The following is a 15,090-nucleotide window of genomic DNA, read 5'->3' as shown; positions in this document are numbered from 1 at the left end:
CAAACGAAAAAGGATCGTGGGATTTCTGGACTTACTTATCGTGACATTTTCAAGAACAGAGAATTCTAAATAAAATCGGTCTTCTATTTAGAGTAAAAATAAAATTAGATGATTAGAGGTGGAGGATAATAGCTGAAGAACATAAAACAATTCAAATACTGTTCAACAAAATGGAAAGACAAATGGGTACGGTGAAAGAAGCTCTCGAGAACAAAGAATACGAAAGAGCCCACCGTAACCTAATCAACCTTTCGGATAATAAGGAAGAATTGATGCAGGAAATCAGATGGGCTCGAAAAGGAATTAAGATTTAACTTTTCTTCTTGCTTCATGGTTCCATTCGTACAGCTCTTCAATTGAGCAACCAATGGCATCAGCAAAAGTCATGCCTGTAGCTAAATTCATATTTGCTTTGGCTCCACTTATATAATCGTGGATACGTTGTCTCGGATATCCTGTGCGTTTGAAAAGGTCATCAACTGTGAGGTCATATTCAAACATTAATTCATTTAAACGAGGGCGTAGGGGTGTCCATTGCTTCATTTCGTACACTTCTTTCAATATTAATTAACATAAAACAGTGTAACAAAGGTTTATTTTAATATCAATTTTGGTTTCAATATTTTAGGAGAGTGATTGATTGGGAGGTACAAACCAAGGCAAGGTTTTTGAAGCAAATATAGAAAAATCAGCTGCAGATCAAAAGCTGTTCTTCTATAGAATTAAAGATGTTAACCCAATGTTTTTGAAAAGGGGAGCAGCTGTATCAAAAAACAAATACGATTGCTTCCTGCACTTTAAAGGATGCTTATTTCCTTTTGAACTTAAATCAACAAAGAACAAGTCTGTATCCTTCAGTGAAAAGATCATCAAGCCACAACAGATTAAACACTTAAAAGAGGCAGCGCAATATCCAAACATAATTCCTGGTTTTCTATTTCAGTTTAGAGAGCCGGAAAACAAAGTTTATTTCGTACATATTAATGATTTCCTTACATATAAGAACATAGCTGAAAAACAATTGAAACATACATATAGGAATAAAGTAAACAAATCCAGTATCCCGATCTCCATATGTGAAGAGATCGGCACAGAAGTCCGTTCGATGAAGAAAAAAGTTAACTATACATATTACTTGAACAAGCTTTGCGATGATTTGATTAAAAAAGAACAGCAGAGTGTGAGCGCTGTATGAGTGAATTCGTTAAATCATCGTCAAAGCAATCGTTTGAAATAGAAAAATATCGTATAACGATTGAAAGCATGAATCAACCATCGGCTGATGCAATTAAGAAAGTGAATCTAAAAGTGAATGAAGTAATGTCTAATTTATTAGCAAAAGAAAAGAGCCATTAAGCCGGCTCTTTTTGTTGTACTTAAACAATAATGCTTGTAACGATTATCGGAATGACCTTGATGCCGGTTGCGATGAATCACATTGCCGGCGGGGAAGGGAGCAAGGATTTCGGTGATCCGGCTAACCTTGCTCTCGGATTTACGGTGCTTGTCATCATTGTGCTGCTTTACCGGTTTACAAAAGGGTTCTTGAAATCCATTTCGATTTTAATCGGTATTGTCATCGGGACGGCTATCGCTTATTTTATGGGAAAAGTGCAATTTGACAATGTGGCGAACGCTGACGCCATTCAGATGATTAAACCGTTTTACTTCGGGACGCCTACATTTCATGCGGCACCGATTATTACGATGTCCATCGTTGCCATTGTCAGTCTTGTTGAATCAACCGGCGTCTATTTCGCTCTCGGTGATCTGACAAACCGGCGCCTGTCTGAACGCGATTTAGCAAAAGGCTACCGCGCGGAGGGGCTGGCGGTATTCATTAGCGGCATTTTCAACGCGTTTCCGTACACGGCCTATTCCCAAAACGTGGGGCTCGTACAGCTGACGGGAATTAAGAAAAACGCGGTCATCGGAGTCACGGGCGTACTCTTAATGCTATTCGGCCTTTTTCCGAAAATCGCAGCCTTCACGACAATCATCCCATCTTCGGTGCTGGGCGGCGCGATGGTAGCTATGTTTGGCATGGTCATTTCTTACGGCATTAAAATGCTTAGCCACATTGACTTTAAAAAGCAGGAAAACCTTCTGATCGTCGCGTGTTCGGTCGGATTGGGACTCGGTGTAACCGTCGTTCCCGATATGTTTAAGCATCTGCCGTCTTACCTAAATCTACTGACCACAAACGGAATCGTCGCCGGCAGCTTTACCGCCGTGCTCTTGAATATTGTTTATAATATGATTCCTAAAACGAAAAAAACCCTTGATGTGACAAGGGTTCAAGAGGGTTAGTCACCCGTTTTTCTTAAAAAAATAACATTTTAATAATATTTCTTTATGAAATCCCGAGATCGAGGATGCTTCCGAAAGTTTGCTGAACTTTTTGTGAGGCATCCTCTTTCATTTTATTTGTAACGTGTCCTAAAGGACAAATGTTCAAGATACTCCAATATTATTTAGTCGTTAATCCAACCTTCAAATATTCCAGTCCATGTACCATCACTTTCCTGTCTAGCTTCTTTCAAGTATAGTGTCACTCCCATGAAAACTGTTTTGTTAGGAATGCTCCATCTAGATGGATATCCAGTAAGAGGAACTCTTTTTAAATATGCTTGTGGTGTTATTACTTTTTGTTCCTTTTCAACACTGACTGTGTTAGATGTTGCTGAAGCAGCGGTTGCAAATGCAGGTGCAGCTGAAACAAGCAGAGCAAGAGACAAGGCGGAACCAGTTAAGACTTTTTTCATTTTCATTTTAAACACTCCTTTTCTTTTTTTGATACAACTGTATTATTACATATTATGTTAAAAGTGTCCATGATCATTTTTGTTAACTTTTTGTGAACATACTAATAATTTACTTAAATCGTGGTTCATGAAAGGGTGATAGAATAAGCACCATCATATAACTATCAAAAAAGATAGCTATAAAACCTGAAAAGAAATAAAAGGTTTAAAAGAATTCATTGTTGAAAAAGGACAATTAAAACTTTAAAAGAGTGAGGGAATTTTGGCTGAAGTGAAATGCACCTCTTCTAAAGGTGCAAACAATCGAGAAATTGAATGTTTCGTTCCACGATGACTATAGAGTTTTTTTGAAACTGCATCATAACGAGGCTAGAATATTTGCTGTGCTGATTTATGGCAGAAATGCACGCGGGGGCTTCATATACTTAATCTAGAAGAAATTGAAAAATGTTTTTTAAAAGACGGAGTATATTACAATTGCACATCTTTTGATGGCTGCTATTTGTTAATTGTCAAAACAAAAATTTCTGCTGATCGGAACTATCTATGGATTCTTAACTAAATTGAATATGAACGAATGCTCCTTAATTTTGAAATTTTTATAGATCGGAATATTTTATCTCAGGGCTCAAATGTTTTGGGAGTGGAATATCTATCCCGCTGAGAATTATTACAGAACTCACCAGTATGATGATTAATTTTTCAGCTATTGCTTCTGACCATCTTTAGGCATGAGCAGTACAAACCTTTTCTTTTTCTTCGGATAGGTACTGAGACGCTTCTCTAAAACCTAGTACAAACAGCAGGCTGCCGCTCAAGTGACTTCACCTTCAAAACTGTTGTATGATAAGTGCGGAAGAAGCTAAGAATACTGCTGTATTTCGGGAAATGAGGGTTTCCATGACATTTACGGAACGGGCGTTAGCCATTATCAAACAGATACCTGAAGGAAAAGTGATGACGTATGGGCAAATTGCCGGCCTTGCGGGAAGTCCGCGGGGAGCGAGGCAGGTTGTGAGGATACTTCACTCCATGAGTAAAAAGCATCGTCTTCCTTGGCACCGGGTCATCAATGCAAAGGGTGAAATCGGGTTAAAAGATGAAGAGCTGTTTTCAGTACAGAAGCTGTCTCTTGAGGCTGAGGGGGTAGAGGTCACGCCAGAAGGACGGATCAATCTCAATTTATACGCATATGATCCGGAAATGTAAAAAACCTGCCGTATATATCGGCAGGTTTTTCAGTTGTATGCCCCGAGCCGGTCAGAAAGGTTTTGCCGGATGTAAGGCCATTCCTCATGAAGGATGGAGTAGTAGGCGGTATCTCTGAGGCCGCCGTCGACATCCGGAATGTGCGCGCGGCGGATTCCTTCAAATTGGGCTCCGATCCGTAAAATCGCAGTCCGTGAGCGCTGGTTGCGAACATCGGTTTTCAGCGTCACTCTGACAGCTTGCCACACGTCAAACGCATGGGTCAGCATCAAAAGTTTACACTCCGTATTGACACCTGTCCGCTGCATGGAAGAGGCATACCACGTGCTGCCGATCTCACACACTTCCGGAGCTGCATCGGGCGGCCGCGTAAACACTCCCACATCCATAAACCTCGTGCTTCCGACGATTCGATCCGTTTTAAGGCTCCGTACTGCAAAAGGCAATGCAAGCCCTTTTCCATAATCGGAAAGCGCATGCTCAATATAACGCTTTGTTTCTTGGATTCCGTCAGGTACATGGCTGTAAGCGTAAGTTGTTCTATTTTCTGAAGCCGCTTCGCAGAGTGCCTGAGAGTGATCAAGCTTCATCGGCTCTAACTGAACGAGTGACCCTTTAAGTATGACGGGTGTCAGCATTCCTATCACAACCTTTTTTATGAATGGATCAAGTATAATCGAACGGTTTGTCATTCAAAAGGGCCAATTTGCAATGAAAATGGCAGGTCAGCGAAATCCTTCATTCAAACCTCGTGCATACATTCAGGAAAAAAGCGGAAACCTTTATGTGAAGAGGTGATGGGTATGGCATATGTGTTATCGGTCGGAACGAGTATTCCGGAGCATCACGTCTCGCAAGAAAAGGCGGCGGAATTTGCGAGAGGGATGTTTGCCAATTCATTTAAGGATATTGACCGGCTGTTAAAAGCCTTTCAAAACGGCGAAATTGAATCAAGACAGTTTGTACGGCCGATTGAATGGTATAAAACGGAACGGGGTTTTTCAGAAAAGAACCGGCTGTATACGGAAGAAACCGTTAAGCACAGCGTGGATGCGGCGGTTGATTGTTTAACAAACCCGGAATGTTTAACAAATCCCTTTCCATATGAAAAAGTAGATGCGATCTTTTTTATTTCCAGCACCGGGCTTTCGACACCCAGCATTGAAGCGAAGGTGATGAATCAGCTTCCTTTTTCTGCGAAAACAAAACGGATCCCGATCTGGGGCTTAGGATGCGCGGGCGGAGCGGCCGGGCTGTCCAGGGCGTATGAATACTGCCGTGCCTACCCTGAAGCATACGTGCTTGTTATCGCGGCTGAGCTTTGCAGCTTAACGTTTCAGCCGGAGGACAAGTCAAAAAGCAATTTAATCGGAACCTCCCTGTTTGCGGACGGAATTGCCGCCGTACTAATCGGAGGGGAGAAGGCGAGCCGGAAAGACGTCAAACAGCCGCTCGTTCCGAGGATATTCGCCACTCAATCGGTGATGATGCCGGATGCGGAAGATGTGATGGGCTGGGAATTCACCGACAGCGGATTTCAAGTCATTTTTTCCAGAGACATTCCCACTCTTGTTTCACATTGGCTGAAGGATAATGTTGATGAATTTTTATATGAACATGGAGTCCTGTCTCACGACATTAAAACCTTTCTTGCCCATCCCGGCGGGAAAAAGGTCATTGACGCCTATTTAACGAGCCTTTCAATGGACGCCGGGCAGCTGGCGGCATCTCAGAAGGTGCTGCAAAAACACGGGAACATGTCTTCAGCAACTATTTTTCATGTCATAAAAGAACAGTTGTTGCACGGACGGCAGAAAGAAAACGAAAAAGGGCTGATCGGCGCTCTCGGGCCGGGATTTTCGTCTGAGCTTTTGCTGTTCAGCTGGGAAAGGGGGGCATCTTAATGTTTTGGCTGTTTATCATACTCCTTGCTGCCCAGCGGATTGCGGAGATGATCGTGGCCCGGCGCAATGAGCGGAAAGTGAAAAAACAAGGCGCCGTCGAATACGGAGAAGGGCATTACCCCTTTCTCGTTCTGATGCACGTGCTCTTTTTTGTCTCTCTTATTGCCGAGGTGGCGGCGTTTCATAAAGCGCATTCTCCAAGGTGGGCCGCCATTATATGTATCATTTTATTTGTGCAGGGGATCAGGTATTGGGCGCTTTTATCGCTGGGGCGATATTGGAATACGAAAATCCTTGTCGTGCCGGATGCGGAGCTTGTCAAAAAGGGGCCGTACAGGTGGATGAAGCACCCGAACTATGCGGTTGTCATCTTAGAATTTATCTTGCTACCGCTGTTATACGGGGCGTATTGGACACTGTTTCTCTTTTCAATCCTTAATGCCTGCATGCTTACTGTGAGGATTCGCGCCGAAGAGAAGGCTTTAGAAGAAAACACCGCAAAATAGCGATTGAAAATCATTCTCACTCATGATAAGATGTAAATATGAAAATGATTCTCATTCAAGGTGGTGCCAAAAATGACAATGTTATTTTTATTTGCAGCCGTTTGTACATACAGCTTTTTAATTGGTTTTGTATTGAAAAAAGTTTCGAATAAATCGATGTCCTCTTAAGCATCTGCGGTTTTTCCTGCCGCGGGTGTTTTTTTCTTTAACAGCTGCCGATATCGGCGGCTTTTTTGCCGTTTCCTGAAGAAAAGTGAACCATTCTTGTGTAAAATGGGAGAGAGGTTTTTTTCAGAGCTTTCTAAAAACGAAAACGTCATTTGATGCGACAGACACAAAGGGGTAAAGACACATGACAGAAGCAGAACGCCATAACAGGGAGATTTTCAGCAGAACGGGTGCCTTATACGCACAATTTTTGGATCATCAGGATGAAAAACGGGCCGATCAGCTCGCGGCCATTATGAAAAAAGCGGCTGATGAAGAGGTTTATATCGCATTTACCGGGCATTATTCGGCGGGAAAGTCCTCTCTATTAAACACATTGCTCGGTGAAGACATACTGCCGACAAGCCCGATTCCCACAAGCGCCAACCTTGTTGTCATCCGGCACGGTGCAGATAAAGTCGTGCTTCATACGACTGACGGGGCTTATGCAGAAATCAAAGGAAGTTACGATAAAGAACAAGTGCAGCAATTCTGTAAAGACGGTGAGCAAATTGAGACGGTGGAAGTCTATGCAGGCTTTGAGGAGTCAGAGCCTCATGCGGCCTACATTGACACACCGGGGATTGATTCGACGGACGAGGCGCATTTTTTATCAGCCGCTTCGATTCTTCACCAGGCAGACGCTTTATTTTACGTCGTCCATTATAATCATGTTCATTCAGAAGAAAATATGCTGTTTCTCAGCTCCATTAAAGACCGTACTCCGAATCTGTTTCTGATCGTCAACCAAATTGACAGGCATGATGAAAACGAGACGAAGTTTGAAGAGTACCGGAGACAGGTGGAAGATATGCTCGAAGGCGCGGGAATACCGAAGGAATCGCTTTTCTTTACGTCTGTCACAGAGCCTGATCATCCTTTAAACGGCATTGAAAAGCTGAAAAAACATCTGCAGCAGCTGAAACAGCAGGCAAAAGCAAATTTATGGTCCTTAACGGAACGAAAGGTCGCCCGCTTAGTCAAAGAGCATACAGACATGCTCGTAAAAGATGATAATAGCGGCGGCCAAGAGCTGTTTGACAAACAAGAAGCACTCGTCCGTTCTGTCGAAGCTGAGCTTGAAAATACCATTCAACAGGCTGAAACAGCAGAGAAAGACATCAGAAACGACGTACAGAACATATTGCAAAACGCTAATCTGACACCATTTGAGATGAGGGAGCTTGCATCTGCTTATATCGAATCGCAGCAGCCCTCATTCAAAACCGGACTTTTCTTTTCAAAAGCGAAAACGGCAGCGGAAAAAGAGAGAAGGCAGGCTGAATTCTTTGCCGATATCAAAAAAAGAACGGAAGGGGAAGCGGATTGGCATATTATCGACACATTTACGAAAGCGGCCAAGCGGTATGAAGCGGAATCTGACGAACTGATCAAGAAAATACAGGCGTACCGCACACCGCTTTCTGGCGATATCACCGCTCAGGCCCTTAAGCAGGGAGCGGCATTTTCATCTGAATACGTATTAACCTATACGAAAGACCTCGCGGAAATGATCAGACGGGAAGCCAAAAGACAGACGGCGGAACTTATTGAGGAGCTGACCGCTTATATTCAGGCAAAAAACGGACCGCTCATAGAGAGCCTGAAAAAACGACTTGAGAAAGAGAGGAAGATAAGGGATGAGCTCGCGCTATCGGCAACAGAAGAACGCAATGCCGAAGAAAAAGCCGCCCGCGTCCGCGCTTTGTGGGAAGGAGAATCGGCCTATGATACGGAAAGCAGCGACTGGTATTTGCGAAAAAAACGCCTTGCGAATGCGCCTGTCCAAAAAGAGAAACCAAAAGAGACTCTACATCATGAAGTAATCCAGCCTGAGAAAAATTCGATAAAGGAACTTCCCATAAAAGAGCAGGTCGATCGGTTCTATGAACTTGCCGGGATTCTTGACTCATCAAGCCTGTTAGGAAAACAGGCAGAAGCCTTTCGAAGCAGGGTTAAGCGGCTTGAAAACCGCCAATTTACTTTGGCGTTATTCGGCGGCTTCAGTTCCGGTAAATCGTCTTTTGCCAATGCGCTTGTCGGTGAATACGTGCTTCCTTCATCACCGACGCCGACAACGGCCACCATCAACAAAATAACCAAACCGCAAGGCGGCAAACCGCATAAATCTGCGGAGATCGTTTTTAAAACGGAAGAGGAGCTTGACGCTGAAATGCTTCAGCTGACAGAGCTGAAGGATGCTGACGTAAAGGGGCGTTCACTGAACGAGAGATGGAATTATGCCATTAAAAAGGGAAAAGTGCCGGAAGATCTTACGCCGGTGATTCAGACGATGCTTCAGGCGTTTCATACGTATGAAGAGCAGATCCGTCAAAGGCTGACATTGACGGTGCCGGTTGAAGATTTAAAACCGTACGCAGCTGAAGAAAAAACGGCCTGCTGTGTGAAAGAAGTCACCGTATATTATGACTGCCCTCTCACGCAAAAAGGCATCACCATCGTTGATACGCCGGGAGCAAGCAGTATCAACAAGCGCCACACGGAGCTTGCCTTTCAATATATAAAAGATGCTGACGCTTTCTTTTATATGACGTACTATCAGCATTCTTTTTCAAAAGGAGACAGGTCTTTTCTGAAGAAACTCGGCCTCGTCAAAGAATCATTCGGCATGGATAAAATGTTTTTTGTCATTAACGCCGCCGATCTGGCGAAAACGGAAAGCGAGCTGGAAACCGTCAAAGACTACGTTCGCTCTGAACTTTCTAAAGAAGGAATTAACCGGCCGACATTATTTCATGTGTCAAGTAAAGAAGAGCTTGCGGGGCAAAAAGAAGCTTTCTATAACAAGTTCTCTGATGTAAGAACCGGACTTGCGCACTTTATTGAAGAAGATGTAATGAGGGCCAGCTGCGCCCAGCTGCAAACAGAAGCTGACAAATTGTGCGATATGGTGGAACAGCTTCACGAATCTCTTCACCAGTCGGCAGAAGAAAAAGAAAAAAAGAAACAGCGTCTGGAGTCTTCTTATGAAAAAGCTCTTGCCGCTATTTCAAAGCGCCGTACGTCTGAGGTCATCATTCGAAAAGTGATGAAAGATACGGAAGAACAGCTTTATCACATTAAACACCGCCTGTCGTTTTATGCGAATGATATGCTGAAAACCGCTTTCCATCCGGGCCTTCAAAACGGTGATTGGAAACAGAATATATCAGCGGCGCTCAAGGAAGCGCTCAAGGAATTCCGTTTTGAATACATTCAAGAGCTGAAGACACTCGATATCCGGATGACCGGCTTTATTGAACGCCATATGACTGCGGAATGGATGGAAAACTGCCGGAAGCAGCTTATGGAAGACGGGGATTTCTCCATTTATGTCAGCGCTGAAAACGAATTTGCCGTTCAGCTGAAAGAGGTCGCTCCGGTAATTGACGCCTCGGCATTCACTCATCACGTAAAAGAAGTTAAATCGCCGAAGCAATTTTTTGAACAGAACGGAAAAGCGGCATTTGTGGAAGGACTCAGGCTCAGCCTGCAAAAAGTGACAGAAAAATGGCTTGAGCAGGAGAAAGAAAGCCTTTCAGCACGCTATACTGAGCAGGTGCGCCGTCTGCAAGAAGATATGGCGGATAAAAGCCTGTCGCAGATCCGCGAGCAGCGGGACACTTATTTACAGGGGCTTGCGGAGAACACCAATGCTGGGGAAATTGAGTACCTTTATGAGGCCGAAAAAGCATGGAAAAAGAAAGATGAAATGCTGAAAATTTAAAAATCAGGTTGGCGGGTATATAACAGTCGTGGTAGACTAAAATGAAAAAAGCGAGATGAAACCTTTTATGTCAGAAGTCCATAAAGCAATTTCAGCACACTCCGCAAAACAGCATCATCACGTCAAGTCATTTGTAGAGCTTGAATATCAGCGTGAACAAGCCATTGAAGCAGCCGTTCTCAAATGCAGACAAAATGAACCGTTCACGACGGACGCCATTAATGAAATTACCGCAAAAATGAACCAGCTGGCCAAAAAAGGCATTGTGCCGGCAAGACGTTTTGTGACTGAAGAGATGGTAAAAGAATTCGTCAGCAGACAGTAATGGATGAACATGCCGCGTGTGGCATCAGCGCATACTGCGCATACTATCCGTATCTTCTCTAAGGGGGGATACGACAATGGGCAGAACAAAACTGGGAAACAGAAATGCTCAGCAGAATAACAATGCCAAAAAGAAAAACGGCTTCGGACAAAAATTTGATTCCTATGCCGGCCGTGAAGCTGAAAAGCTGATGGCAAGCAATAAAAGACACGGTGATTGACGAAGCGGCAGCATCTTCCAAAAGGGAGGATGCTGTTTTTTTACGGCCTTCTTTGGTAAAATAGGAACATTGAATAAAGAAGGAGTTTCGATATATGAATAACAAATTACTGCTCGTTGACGGCATGGCGCTTTTATTCCGATCATTTTTCGCGACGGCCGTTCATCGCAATTTTATGATAAATGAAAACGGAATTCCGACAAACGGCGTCAATGGCTTTTTAAAGCATCTCATTACGGCGGTTGAAACGTTTCAGCCCACACATGTCGTCTGCTGCTGGGATATGGGAAGCAAAACGTACCGTAATGATTTGTTTCAGGATTATAAGGCCAATCGAAGCGAACCGCCGCTTGAGCTGATTCCGCAATTTGATTTAGCAAAGGAAGCGGCAGCTGAACTCGGTATTTTAAATATCGGCATAAAAGGCTATGAAGCGGATGACTGTATCGGCACGCTCTCTGCCTTATTTTCCGGTGAAGCGGAAATTACAATCGTAACGGGTGATAAAGACCTGCTTCAATTGCTGAATAAACAAGTTCAAGTAGCGCTGCTGCAAAAGGGCATCGGCAACTATAAAGTATATACAGAGGAAATTTTCAGAGAAGAAACAGGGGTTCCGCCAAAAGCACTGATTGACATAAAGGCGCTGATGGGAGACACAAGCGACAACTACCCCGGCGTTAAAGGCATCGGAGAAAAAACGGCGTACAAGCTGATCCGTGAGTATGAAAACATTGACCGTTTATTAGAAAGTCTTTCTTTACTACCGAAGGGCCAGCAAACAAAAATTCAGCAAAGCTTAAAAGAATTGGAGCTGTCAAGGCAGCTTGCTGAAATACATTGCGAAGTGCCGTTAGTCTGTACGTTTGAAGAAGCGCTTTTTTCATTGAAGATGGAAGAGGCAGCTCTCATGCTCAGACGCCACCAGATAAAAGGAATTGAAAGAATGCTCGAAAAGCTGAACGCCAGAGAGATCAGCTGATCCCTCTAGCGTTTTGTATTGCTTTTTTTTGCGTTGTTTTCAAGGGCTGATTTCGGGTCTTTGTGCGCATTTCCCTCCATATTTCCCTGAGGATTCACGCCTCCGGTCAGCCGGCCTTTATTTTCTTTTCTCATAGCTGTTCACCTCATTTGTAGGATGAACAGTAAGACACAATTTCATTCCGGTTATTTATTCAGCCGAATCGCTTTTTTTGCAAGCTGATCGGCTGTTTGATTTTGTCTGCCCGGAATCCACTTAATAAAAAACAATGGAAATCCGGCCTTTAATCGGATGATTTCGTCAACAAACGGCTGGAAAGTCTTGTTTTTCACCGCTTCCAGATCTGCGGCCCGCTCCACGATATCCGAATCCGTCCGGAATGACACCGACTCATATCCGCGGGCGGCACACAGCTTCATTCCTTCAATTAAGGCGAGAAATTCAGCTTCCTGGTTTGAATGGTCGCCGATCGGAATTGAGAAAGATTCTGTTTTCCCGTCATGCTTAATGAAAATACCGATACCGGACGGGCCCGGGTTTCCGGCGCTCGCACCGTCTACATAAATTTCAGCGGGCATCATCCGTCACTCTCCGTTCGGTGTCATTCGTTTTGCCGCATATGCATAAGGGACAGAAATGAGTGATACCGCAAATTTAATCAGATAAGTTGAAATAAAAATGCTGAACCACACTCCCGCGGAATAAACGCCGATAAAGGCGACGGCAGTGAAGATAAATGTATCCAGCAGCTGGCTGAGCGCCGTGCTTCCGCTGTTTCTGAGCCAGAGAAGCCTGTCTGAAGGAAAGATTCGCCGAATGGCGGAATATACATAAACATCTATCGTTTGGCTGAAAATAAAAGCCAAGAGGCTCCCGAGCGCAACACGAGGCAGAAAACCGAAAATCGTCTCAAGGGCAGGCTGCGCGATATCTGAAGCAGCCGGTTTATATAAAAGAGCTCCCTGCATGGCGCATGTCAAAGCCAGCAAAGTGGAAAAGCCGAGCCAGACGGCCTTGCGCGCTTCCCGGGGACCGTATTTTTCATTCAGCACATCCGTTGCGAAGAAAACGGTGCCGTACATGATATTTCCCAATGTCGCCGTAAGCCCGAACAGCTCAACTGTTTTGACAACCTGCAAGTTGGCGCACACCGTGGCGAAACCGATCCATACAAATAGGCCCGTTTTGCCAAATCCTTTATAAAACAAAAGAACAATGATAAAATGAATGATCGCAAATAAAATCCATAATACATCATTAAACAAAACCTGCTGACTTCCTTTCAATTTGAGAATGGTTTGATTATAGCATACGCCCGTCAACTAATGAATGGTAAGGTGATTTCAATGAATCTTAAGCCGTATATCGAAATAGAAGCAAAAGGAACAGGCCCTGTCTCGTTTTTTTCAGAAGATTGGCTGACCGTTCCGAAAGCGCGCATGCTTGCAAGAGAAGTCAGCCGCTTTCCTTATATAAAAGACATTTATTTTGAGGATGAAAAAGGCGCAAGCTGGACGCTTAAAGAGCTGGAAAAGCTTACTGAAGAGCTTGCGCAAGAACCTGACGACATTACGGTGTATTTCGACGGCGGCTTTGACAAAAAAAGCGGCCTCGCCGGACTCGGAATTGTCGTGTATTACTCTCTCGGAGGCAAGCGCCACCGCGTGCGGAAAAACAAAAGCCTAACGCTTCAAACGAACAATGAGGCGGAATATGCCGCTTTGTACGAAGCGCTTAAGGAAGTGCAGGATCTTGGCGCAAGCAGAAATTCAATCACGATAAAAGGGGATTCCCTCGTCGTTTTGCATCAGCTTGACGGCAGCTGGCCGTGCTATGACGAAACGCAAAATGAATGGCTCGATAAAATTGAAGCGCTTCTCAAATCCTTAAAGCTGACACCGGCATATGAAGCCGTAAACCGAAAGGAAAATCAAGAAGCGGATGACCTTGCCAAAAAAATTCTTTCAGGCCGGCAGATTGAAAGCCGCATAACATTAGATGGTAACGGAGATGACTGATATTGGATAAAAAAAGCATTTATAAAGAATTGACAGAGCTTCAGGATGAATATTGCAAAGACTGCTTCGTGAAAAAGCATTTCCGTAAGGAGTTCGGAAAAGCGTACGCACATTCTTTCTGCATCAATCAATGCACAGTGGGGGAGAAGCTGAAAGCCTACGGCAAGGTGCTGACAAATCAATAAAAAATAAAACCGCAGCTTCTGCGGTTTTATTTTTTGAATTCATCGAGCTGATGCTGGCAATCGTCCAGAAGCATTCGCTGCTGCTGCAGGAAATCTTGGTCGAGAGCTTGCAGCTCACTCGATTGTGACATCGTTCTCGCATCCTGAATCGCCTGGTAAGCAGATTCAAGCAGTGTGGAATTTTGTCCCCGAGTAGCCGCTCCTGTTGTTTTCTGGGCCGTTTCCACCGCTAATTCAAGCTGGCGTTTATCCGTCAGTCCGTTCGGAAAAAATTCAGAATCCATTAAAAAACACCTCCGTGAATAGTTTGGAGATTTTTTTTAGAAATATGTACGAAAAATAGAAAAAAATACAGAAAATAAGCCGATATAACTATTGAACCTGATTAATTAGGTCTTATTTACTATTATTCAGGGTATCTTGGGAGAGAAGGGAAAAACCAGCCGTGAATGATAATGATTTAAAAAAAATCCTTCAGCAGACATTTAAAGAAATATACGGTGATTTGGGAAGTTTAGCGGAAATGGCGAAAAAAGGAATGCCGTCAATGGAGAAACAAATTGAAGAAATCGAGCAGCGGTGCAAGCAGAATCTTGTAGCGATCGAGATTCAGACGGCAATCAAATAGGAGAGGCATACGCCTCTCCTCTATTTGTCATCTGATCAACATGTATTGAGTTTAGAGTTTTACAACATTAGAAGCTTGAGGTCCACGATTACCTTCGACAATTTCAAAAGAAACTTCTTGTCCTTCTTCTAATGATTTGTATCCTTCTCCTTCGATAGCAGTGAAGTGAACAAATACATCGTCTCCGCCTTCAACTTCGATGAAGCCGAATCCTTTTTCGTTATTGAACCATTTTACTTTACCGTTTTGCATATTGCTTAATTCCTCCTAGTACTGTAGCACCTTCGTGCTAAAAAAAATTTTGTCATCATCCAACCGTACGTATGTAAACGTTGTTAAATGATGGTTCAACTATACACCATATGGGAGCGGGCGTCAAGCGGCCGCTCCCTATTTTTTATCTTTATTTTTCCA

At 43.8% G+C, this 15,090-nt stretch carries 20 protein-coding genes and 2 pseudogenes; 13 read left to right on the top strand and 9 right to left on the bottom strand.

All coding sequences use genetic code 11. The features are described from left to right. Positions 1 to 303 precede the first annotated feature (303 nt). The gene (locus tag MHH91_RS10660) at positions 304 to 543 is read right to left on the bottom strand and encodes a helix-turn-helix domain-containing protein (protein WP_041915545.1); all 240 of its coding nucleotides are present in this window, start codon (positions 541 to 543) and stop codon (positions 304 to 306) included. 97 nt (positions 544 to 640) lie between these two features. Here MHH91_RS10660 and MHH91_RS10655 point away from each other — a divergent pair, with 97 nt between their 5' ends. Together MHH91_RS10655 and pbuX are read left to right on the top strand one after the other, a co-directional pair. Further along, positions 641 to 1,195 (top strand): Holliday junction resolvase RecU, encoded by a 555-nt coding sequence (locus MHH91_RS10655; RefSeq protein WP_014471917.1) that lies wholly within the window; start codon positions 641 to 643, stop codon positions 1,193 to 1,195. A 194-nt stretch (positions 1,196 to 1,389) separates the two neighbouring features. Further along, positions 1,390 to 2,310: pseudogene (pbuX, locus tag MHH91_RS10650) on the top strand (xanthine permease PbuX); the annotation flags it as partial. A 164-nt stretch (positions 2,311 to 2,474) separates the two neighbouring features. On the opposite strand, the gene MHH91_RS10645 reads toward pbuX, so the two are convergent. Further along, positions 2,475 to 2,771, bottom strand: coding sequence for a hypothetical protein (locus MHH91_RS10645; protein WP_013352626.1), 297 nt, complete (start codon positions 2,769 to 2,771; stop codon positions 2,475 to 2,477). A gap of 894 nt (positions 2,772 to 3,665) precedes the next feature. Here MHH91_RS10645 and MHH91_RS10640 point away from each other — a divergent pair. Beyond that, positions 3,666 to 3,974, top strand: a complete 309-nt coding sequence (locus MHH91_RS10640; protein ID WP_013352625.1) for an MGMT family protein — start codon at positions 3,666 to 3,668, stop codon at positions 3,972 to 3,974. Positions 3,975 to 4,003: 29 nt separating this feature from the next. Here MHH91_RS10640 and MHH91_RS10635 read toward each other — a convergent pair whose 3' ends face one another. Beyond that, positions 4,004 to 4,612 carry a GNAT family N-acetyltransferase gene (locus tag MHH91_RS10635; protein WP_014470258.1) on the bottom strand — a complete coding sequence of 203 codons (609 nt, stop codon included), beginning with the start codon at positions 4,610 to 4,612 and terminating at the stop codon, positions 4,004 to 4,006. Positions 4,613 to 4,777: 165 nt separating this feature from the next. Here MHH91_RS10635 and MHH91_RS10630 point away from each other — a divergent pair, with 165 nt between their 5' ends. The 7 genes from MHH91_RS10630 (at position 4,778) to MHH91_RS10600 (ending at position 11,845) form a co-directional block, all read left to right on the top strand. Then, complete coding sequence (locus tag MHH91_RS10630; protein ID WP_013352623.1) at positions 4,778 to 5,878, top strand: type III polyketide synthase; 1,101 nt, start codon at positions 4,778 to 4,780, stop codon at positions 5,876 to 5,878. Next, entirely contained in the window at positions 5,878 to 6,384 is a 507-nt protein-coding gene (locus MHH91_RS10625; RefSeq protein WP_013352622.1) for an isoprenylcysteine carboxyl methyltransferase family protein, read from the top strand. Before MHH91_RS10630 ends, MHH91_RS10625 begins: the two co-directional genes overlap by 1 nt. A gap of 72 nt (positions 6,385 to 6,456) precedes the next feature. Next, entirely contained in the window at positions 6,457 to 6,552 is a 96-nt protein-coding gene (gene fbpC / locus MHH91_RS10620; RefSeq protein WP_118977655.1) for a Fur-regulated basic protein FbpC, read from the top strand. Positions 6,553 to 6,736: 184 nt separating this feature from the next. Beyond that, on the top strand, positions 6,737 to 10,318 hold the full coding sequence (locus MHH91_RS10615; protein ID WP_013352621.1) for a dynamin family protein: 3,582 nt from the start codon (positions 6,737 to 6,739) through the stop codon (positions 10,316 to 10,318). Positions 10,319 to 10,385: 67 nt separating this feature from the next. Further along, on the top strand, positions 10,386 to 10,643 hold the full coding sequence (locus MHH91_RS10610) for a YpbS family protein (RefSeq protein ID WP_014470260.1): 258 nt from the start codon (positions 10,386 to 10,388) through the stop codon (positions 10,641 to 10,643). 76 nt (positions 10,644 to 10,719) lie between these two features. Beyond that, the gene (locus MHH91_RS10605) at positions 10,720 to 10,863 is read left to right on the top strand and encodes a hypothetical protein (RefSeq protein WP_013352619.1); all 144 of its coding nucleotides are present in this window, start codon (positions 10,720 to 10,722) and stop codon (positions 10,861 to 10,863) included. 94 nt (positions 10,864 to 10,957) lie between these two features. After that, positions 10,958 to 11,845 (top strand): 5'-3' exonuclease, encoded by an 888-nt coding sequence (locus tag MHH91_RS10600; RefSeq protein ID WP_013352618.1) that lies wholly within the window; start codon positions 10,958 to 10,960, stop codon positions 11,843 to 11,845. Positions 11,846 to 11,850: 5 nt separating this feature from the next. Here the strand turns inward: MHH91_RS10600 and sspL are convergent, their stop codons facing one another. From sspL to MHH91_RS10585, 3 genes are read right to left on the bottom strand one after another with little or no spacing between them, the layout of a single operon-like run. Next, entirely contained in the window at positions 11,851 to 11,979 is a 129-nt protein-coding gene (sspL, locus tag MHH91_RS10595) for a small, acid-soluble spore protein L (protein WP_003153575.1), read from the bottom strand. A gap of 51 nt (positions 11,980 to 12,030) precedes the next feature. Further along, positions 12,031 to 12,423 (bottom strand): reverse transcriptase-like protein, encoded by a 393-nt coding sequence (locus MHH91_RS10590; RefSeq protein ID WP_014470262.1) that lies wholly within the window; start codon positions 12,421 to 12,423, stop codon positions 12,031 to 12,033. A 6-nt stretch (positions 12,424 to 12,429) separates the two neighbouring features. Then, positions 12,430 to 13,110 (bottom strand): queuosine precursor transporter, encoded by a 681-nt coding sequence (locus MHH91_RS10585; protein ID WP_013352616.1) that lies wholly within the window; start codon positions 13,108 to 13,110, stop codon positions 12,430 to 12,432. Between the two features lie 81 nt (positions 13,111 to 13,191). Here MHH91_RS10585 and MHH91_RS10580 point away from each other — a divergent pair, with 81 nt between their 5' ends. Next, positions 13,192 to 13,863 carry a ribonuclease H family protein gene (locus tag MHH91_RS10580; RefSeq protein WP_013352615.1) on the top strand — a complete coding sequence of 224 codons (672 nt, stop codon included), beginning with the start codon at positions 13,192 to 13,194 and terminating at the stop codon, positions 13,861 to 13,863. A 2-nt stretch (positions 13,864 to 13,865) separates the two neighbouring features. Then, complete coding sequence (locus MHH91_RS10575) at positions 13,866 to 14,048, top strand: zinc-finger domain-containing protein (protein WP_013352614.1); 183 nt, start codon at positions 13,866 to 13,868, stop codon at positions 14,046 to 14,048. Between the two features lie 26 nt (positions 14,049 to 14,074). On the opposite strand, the gene MHH91_RS10570 is transcribed toward MHH91_RS10575, so the two are convergent. After that, entirely contained in the window at positions 14,075 to 14,332 is a 258-nt protein-coding gene (locus MHH91_RS10570) for a DUF2564 family protein (protein ID WP_013352613.1), read from the bottom strand. Between the two features lie 161 nt (positions 14,333 to 14,493). On the opposite strand from MHH91_RS10570, the gene MHH91_RS10565 reads away from it, so the two are divergent. Continuing rightward, on the top strand, positions 14,494 to 14,676 hold the full coding sequence (locus MHH91_RS10565; protein WP_013352612.1) for a hypothetical protein: 183 nt from the start codon (positions 14,494 to 14,496) through the stop codon (positions 14,674 to 14,676). A 51-nt stretch (positions 14,677 to 14,727) separates the two neighbouring features. On the opposite strand, the gene cspD is transcribed toward MHH91_RS10565, so the two are convergent. Continuing rightward, a complete protein-coding gene (cspD, locus tag MHH91_RS10560) occupies positions 14,728 to 14,928 on the bottom strand; it encodes a cold-shock protein CspD (RefSeq protein ID WP_003153604.1) in 201 nt (66 codons plus the stop codon). 15 nt (positions 14,929 to 14,943) lie between these two features. Then, a pseudogene (locus MHH91_RS10555) lies at positions 14,944 to 15,055 on the bottom strand (hypothetical protein); the annotation flags it as partial. Positions 15,056 to 15,090: the final 35 nt, after the last annotated feature.

It is taken from the genome of Bacillus sp. FSL K6-2819 (assembly GCF_038008305.1).
Lineage (GTDB): Bacteria > Bacillota > Bacilli > Bacillales > Bacillaceae > Bacillus > Bacillus amyloliquefaciens.
This window is presented reverse-complemented; position numbering and strand designations above follow the sequence as displayed.

Coding starts and splice junctions, on each gene's coding strand:
- MHH91_RS10660 (WP_041915545.1), bottom strand. CDS start 543: ATGAAGCAATGGACACCCCTACGCCCTCGTTTAAATGAATTAATGTTT.
- MHH91_RS10645 (WP_013352626.1), bottom strand. CDS start 2,771: ATGAAAATGAAAAAAGTCTTAACTGGTTCCGCCTTGTCTCTTGCTCTG.
- MHH91_RS10640 (WP_013352625.1), top strand. CDS start 3,666: ATGACATTTACGGAACGGGCGTTAGCCATTATCAAACAGATACCTGAA.
- MHH91_RS10635 (WP_014470258.1), bottom strand. CDS start 4,612: ATGCTGACACCCGTCATACTTAAAGGGTCACTCGTTCAGTTAGAGCCG.
- MHH91_RS10630 (WP_013352623.1), top strand. CDS start 4,778: ATGGCATATGTGTTATCGGTCGGAACGAGTATTCCGGAGCATCACGTC.
- MHH91_RS10625 (WP_013352622.1), top strand. CDS start 5,878: ATGTTTTGGCTGTTTATCATACTCCTTGCTGCCCAGCGGATTGCGGAG.
- fbpC (WP_118977655.1), top strand. CDS start 6,457: ATGACAATGTTATTTTTATTTGCAGCCGTTTGTACATACAGCTTTTTA.
- MHH91_RS10615 (WP_013352621.1), top strand. CDS start 6,737: ATGACAGAAGCAGAACGCCATAACAGGGAGATTTTCAGCAGAACGGGT.
- MHH91_RS10610 (WP_014470260.1), top strand. CDS start 10,386: ATGTCAGAAGTCCATAAAGCAATTTCAGCACACTCCGCAAAACAGCAT.
- MHH91_RS10605 (WP_013352619.1), top strand. CDS start 10,720: ATGGGCAGAACAAAACTGGGAAACAGAAATGCTCAGCAGAATAACAAT.
- MHH91_RS10600 (WP_013352618.1), top strand. CDS start 10,958: ATGAATAACAAATTACTGCTCGTTGACGGCATGGCGCTTTTATTCCGA.
- sspL (WP_003153575.1), bottom strand. CDS start 11,979: ATGAGAAAAGAAAATAAAGGCCGGCTGACCGGAGGCGTGAATCCTCAG.
- MHH91_RS10590 (WP_014470262.1), bottom strand. CDS start 12,423: ATGCCCGCTGAAATTTATGTAGACGGTGCGAGCGCCGGAAACCCGGGC.
- MHH91_RS10580 (WP_013352615.1), top strand. CDS start 13,192: ATGAATCTTAAGCCGTATATCGAAATAGAAGCAAAAGGAACAGGCCCT.
- MHH91_RS10570 (WP_013352613.1), bottom strand. CDS start 14,332: ATGGATTCTGAATTTTTTCCGAACGGACTGACGGATAAACGCCAGCTT.
- cspD (WP_003153604.1), bottom strand. CDS start 14,928: ATGCAAAACGGTAAAGTAAAATGGTTCAATAACGAAAAAGGATTCGGC.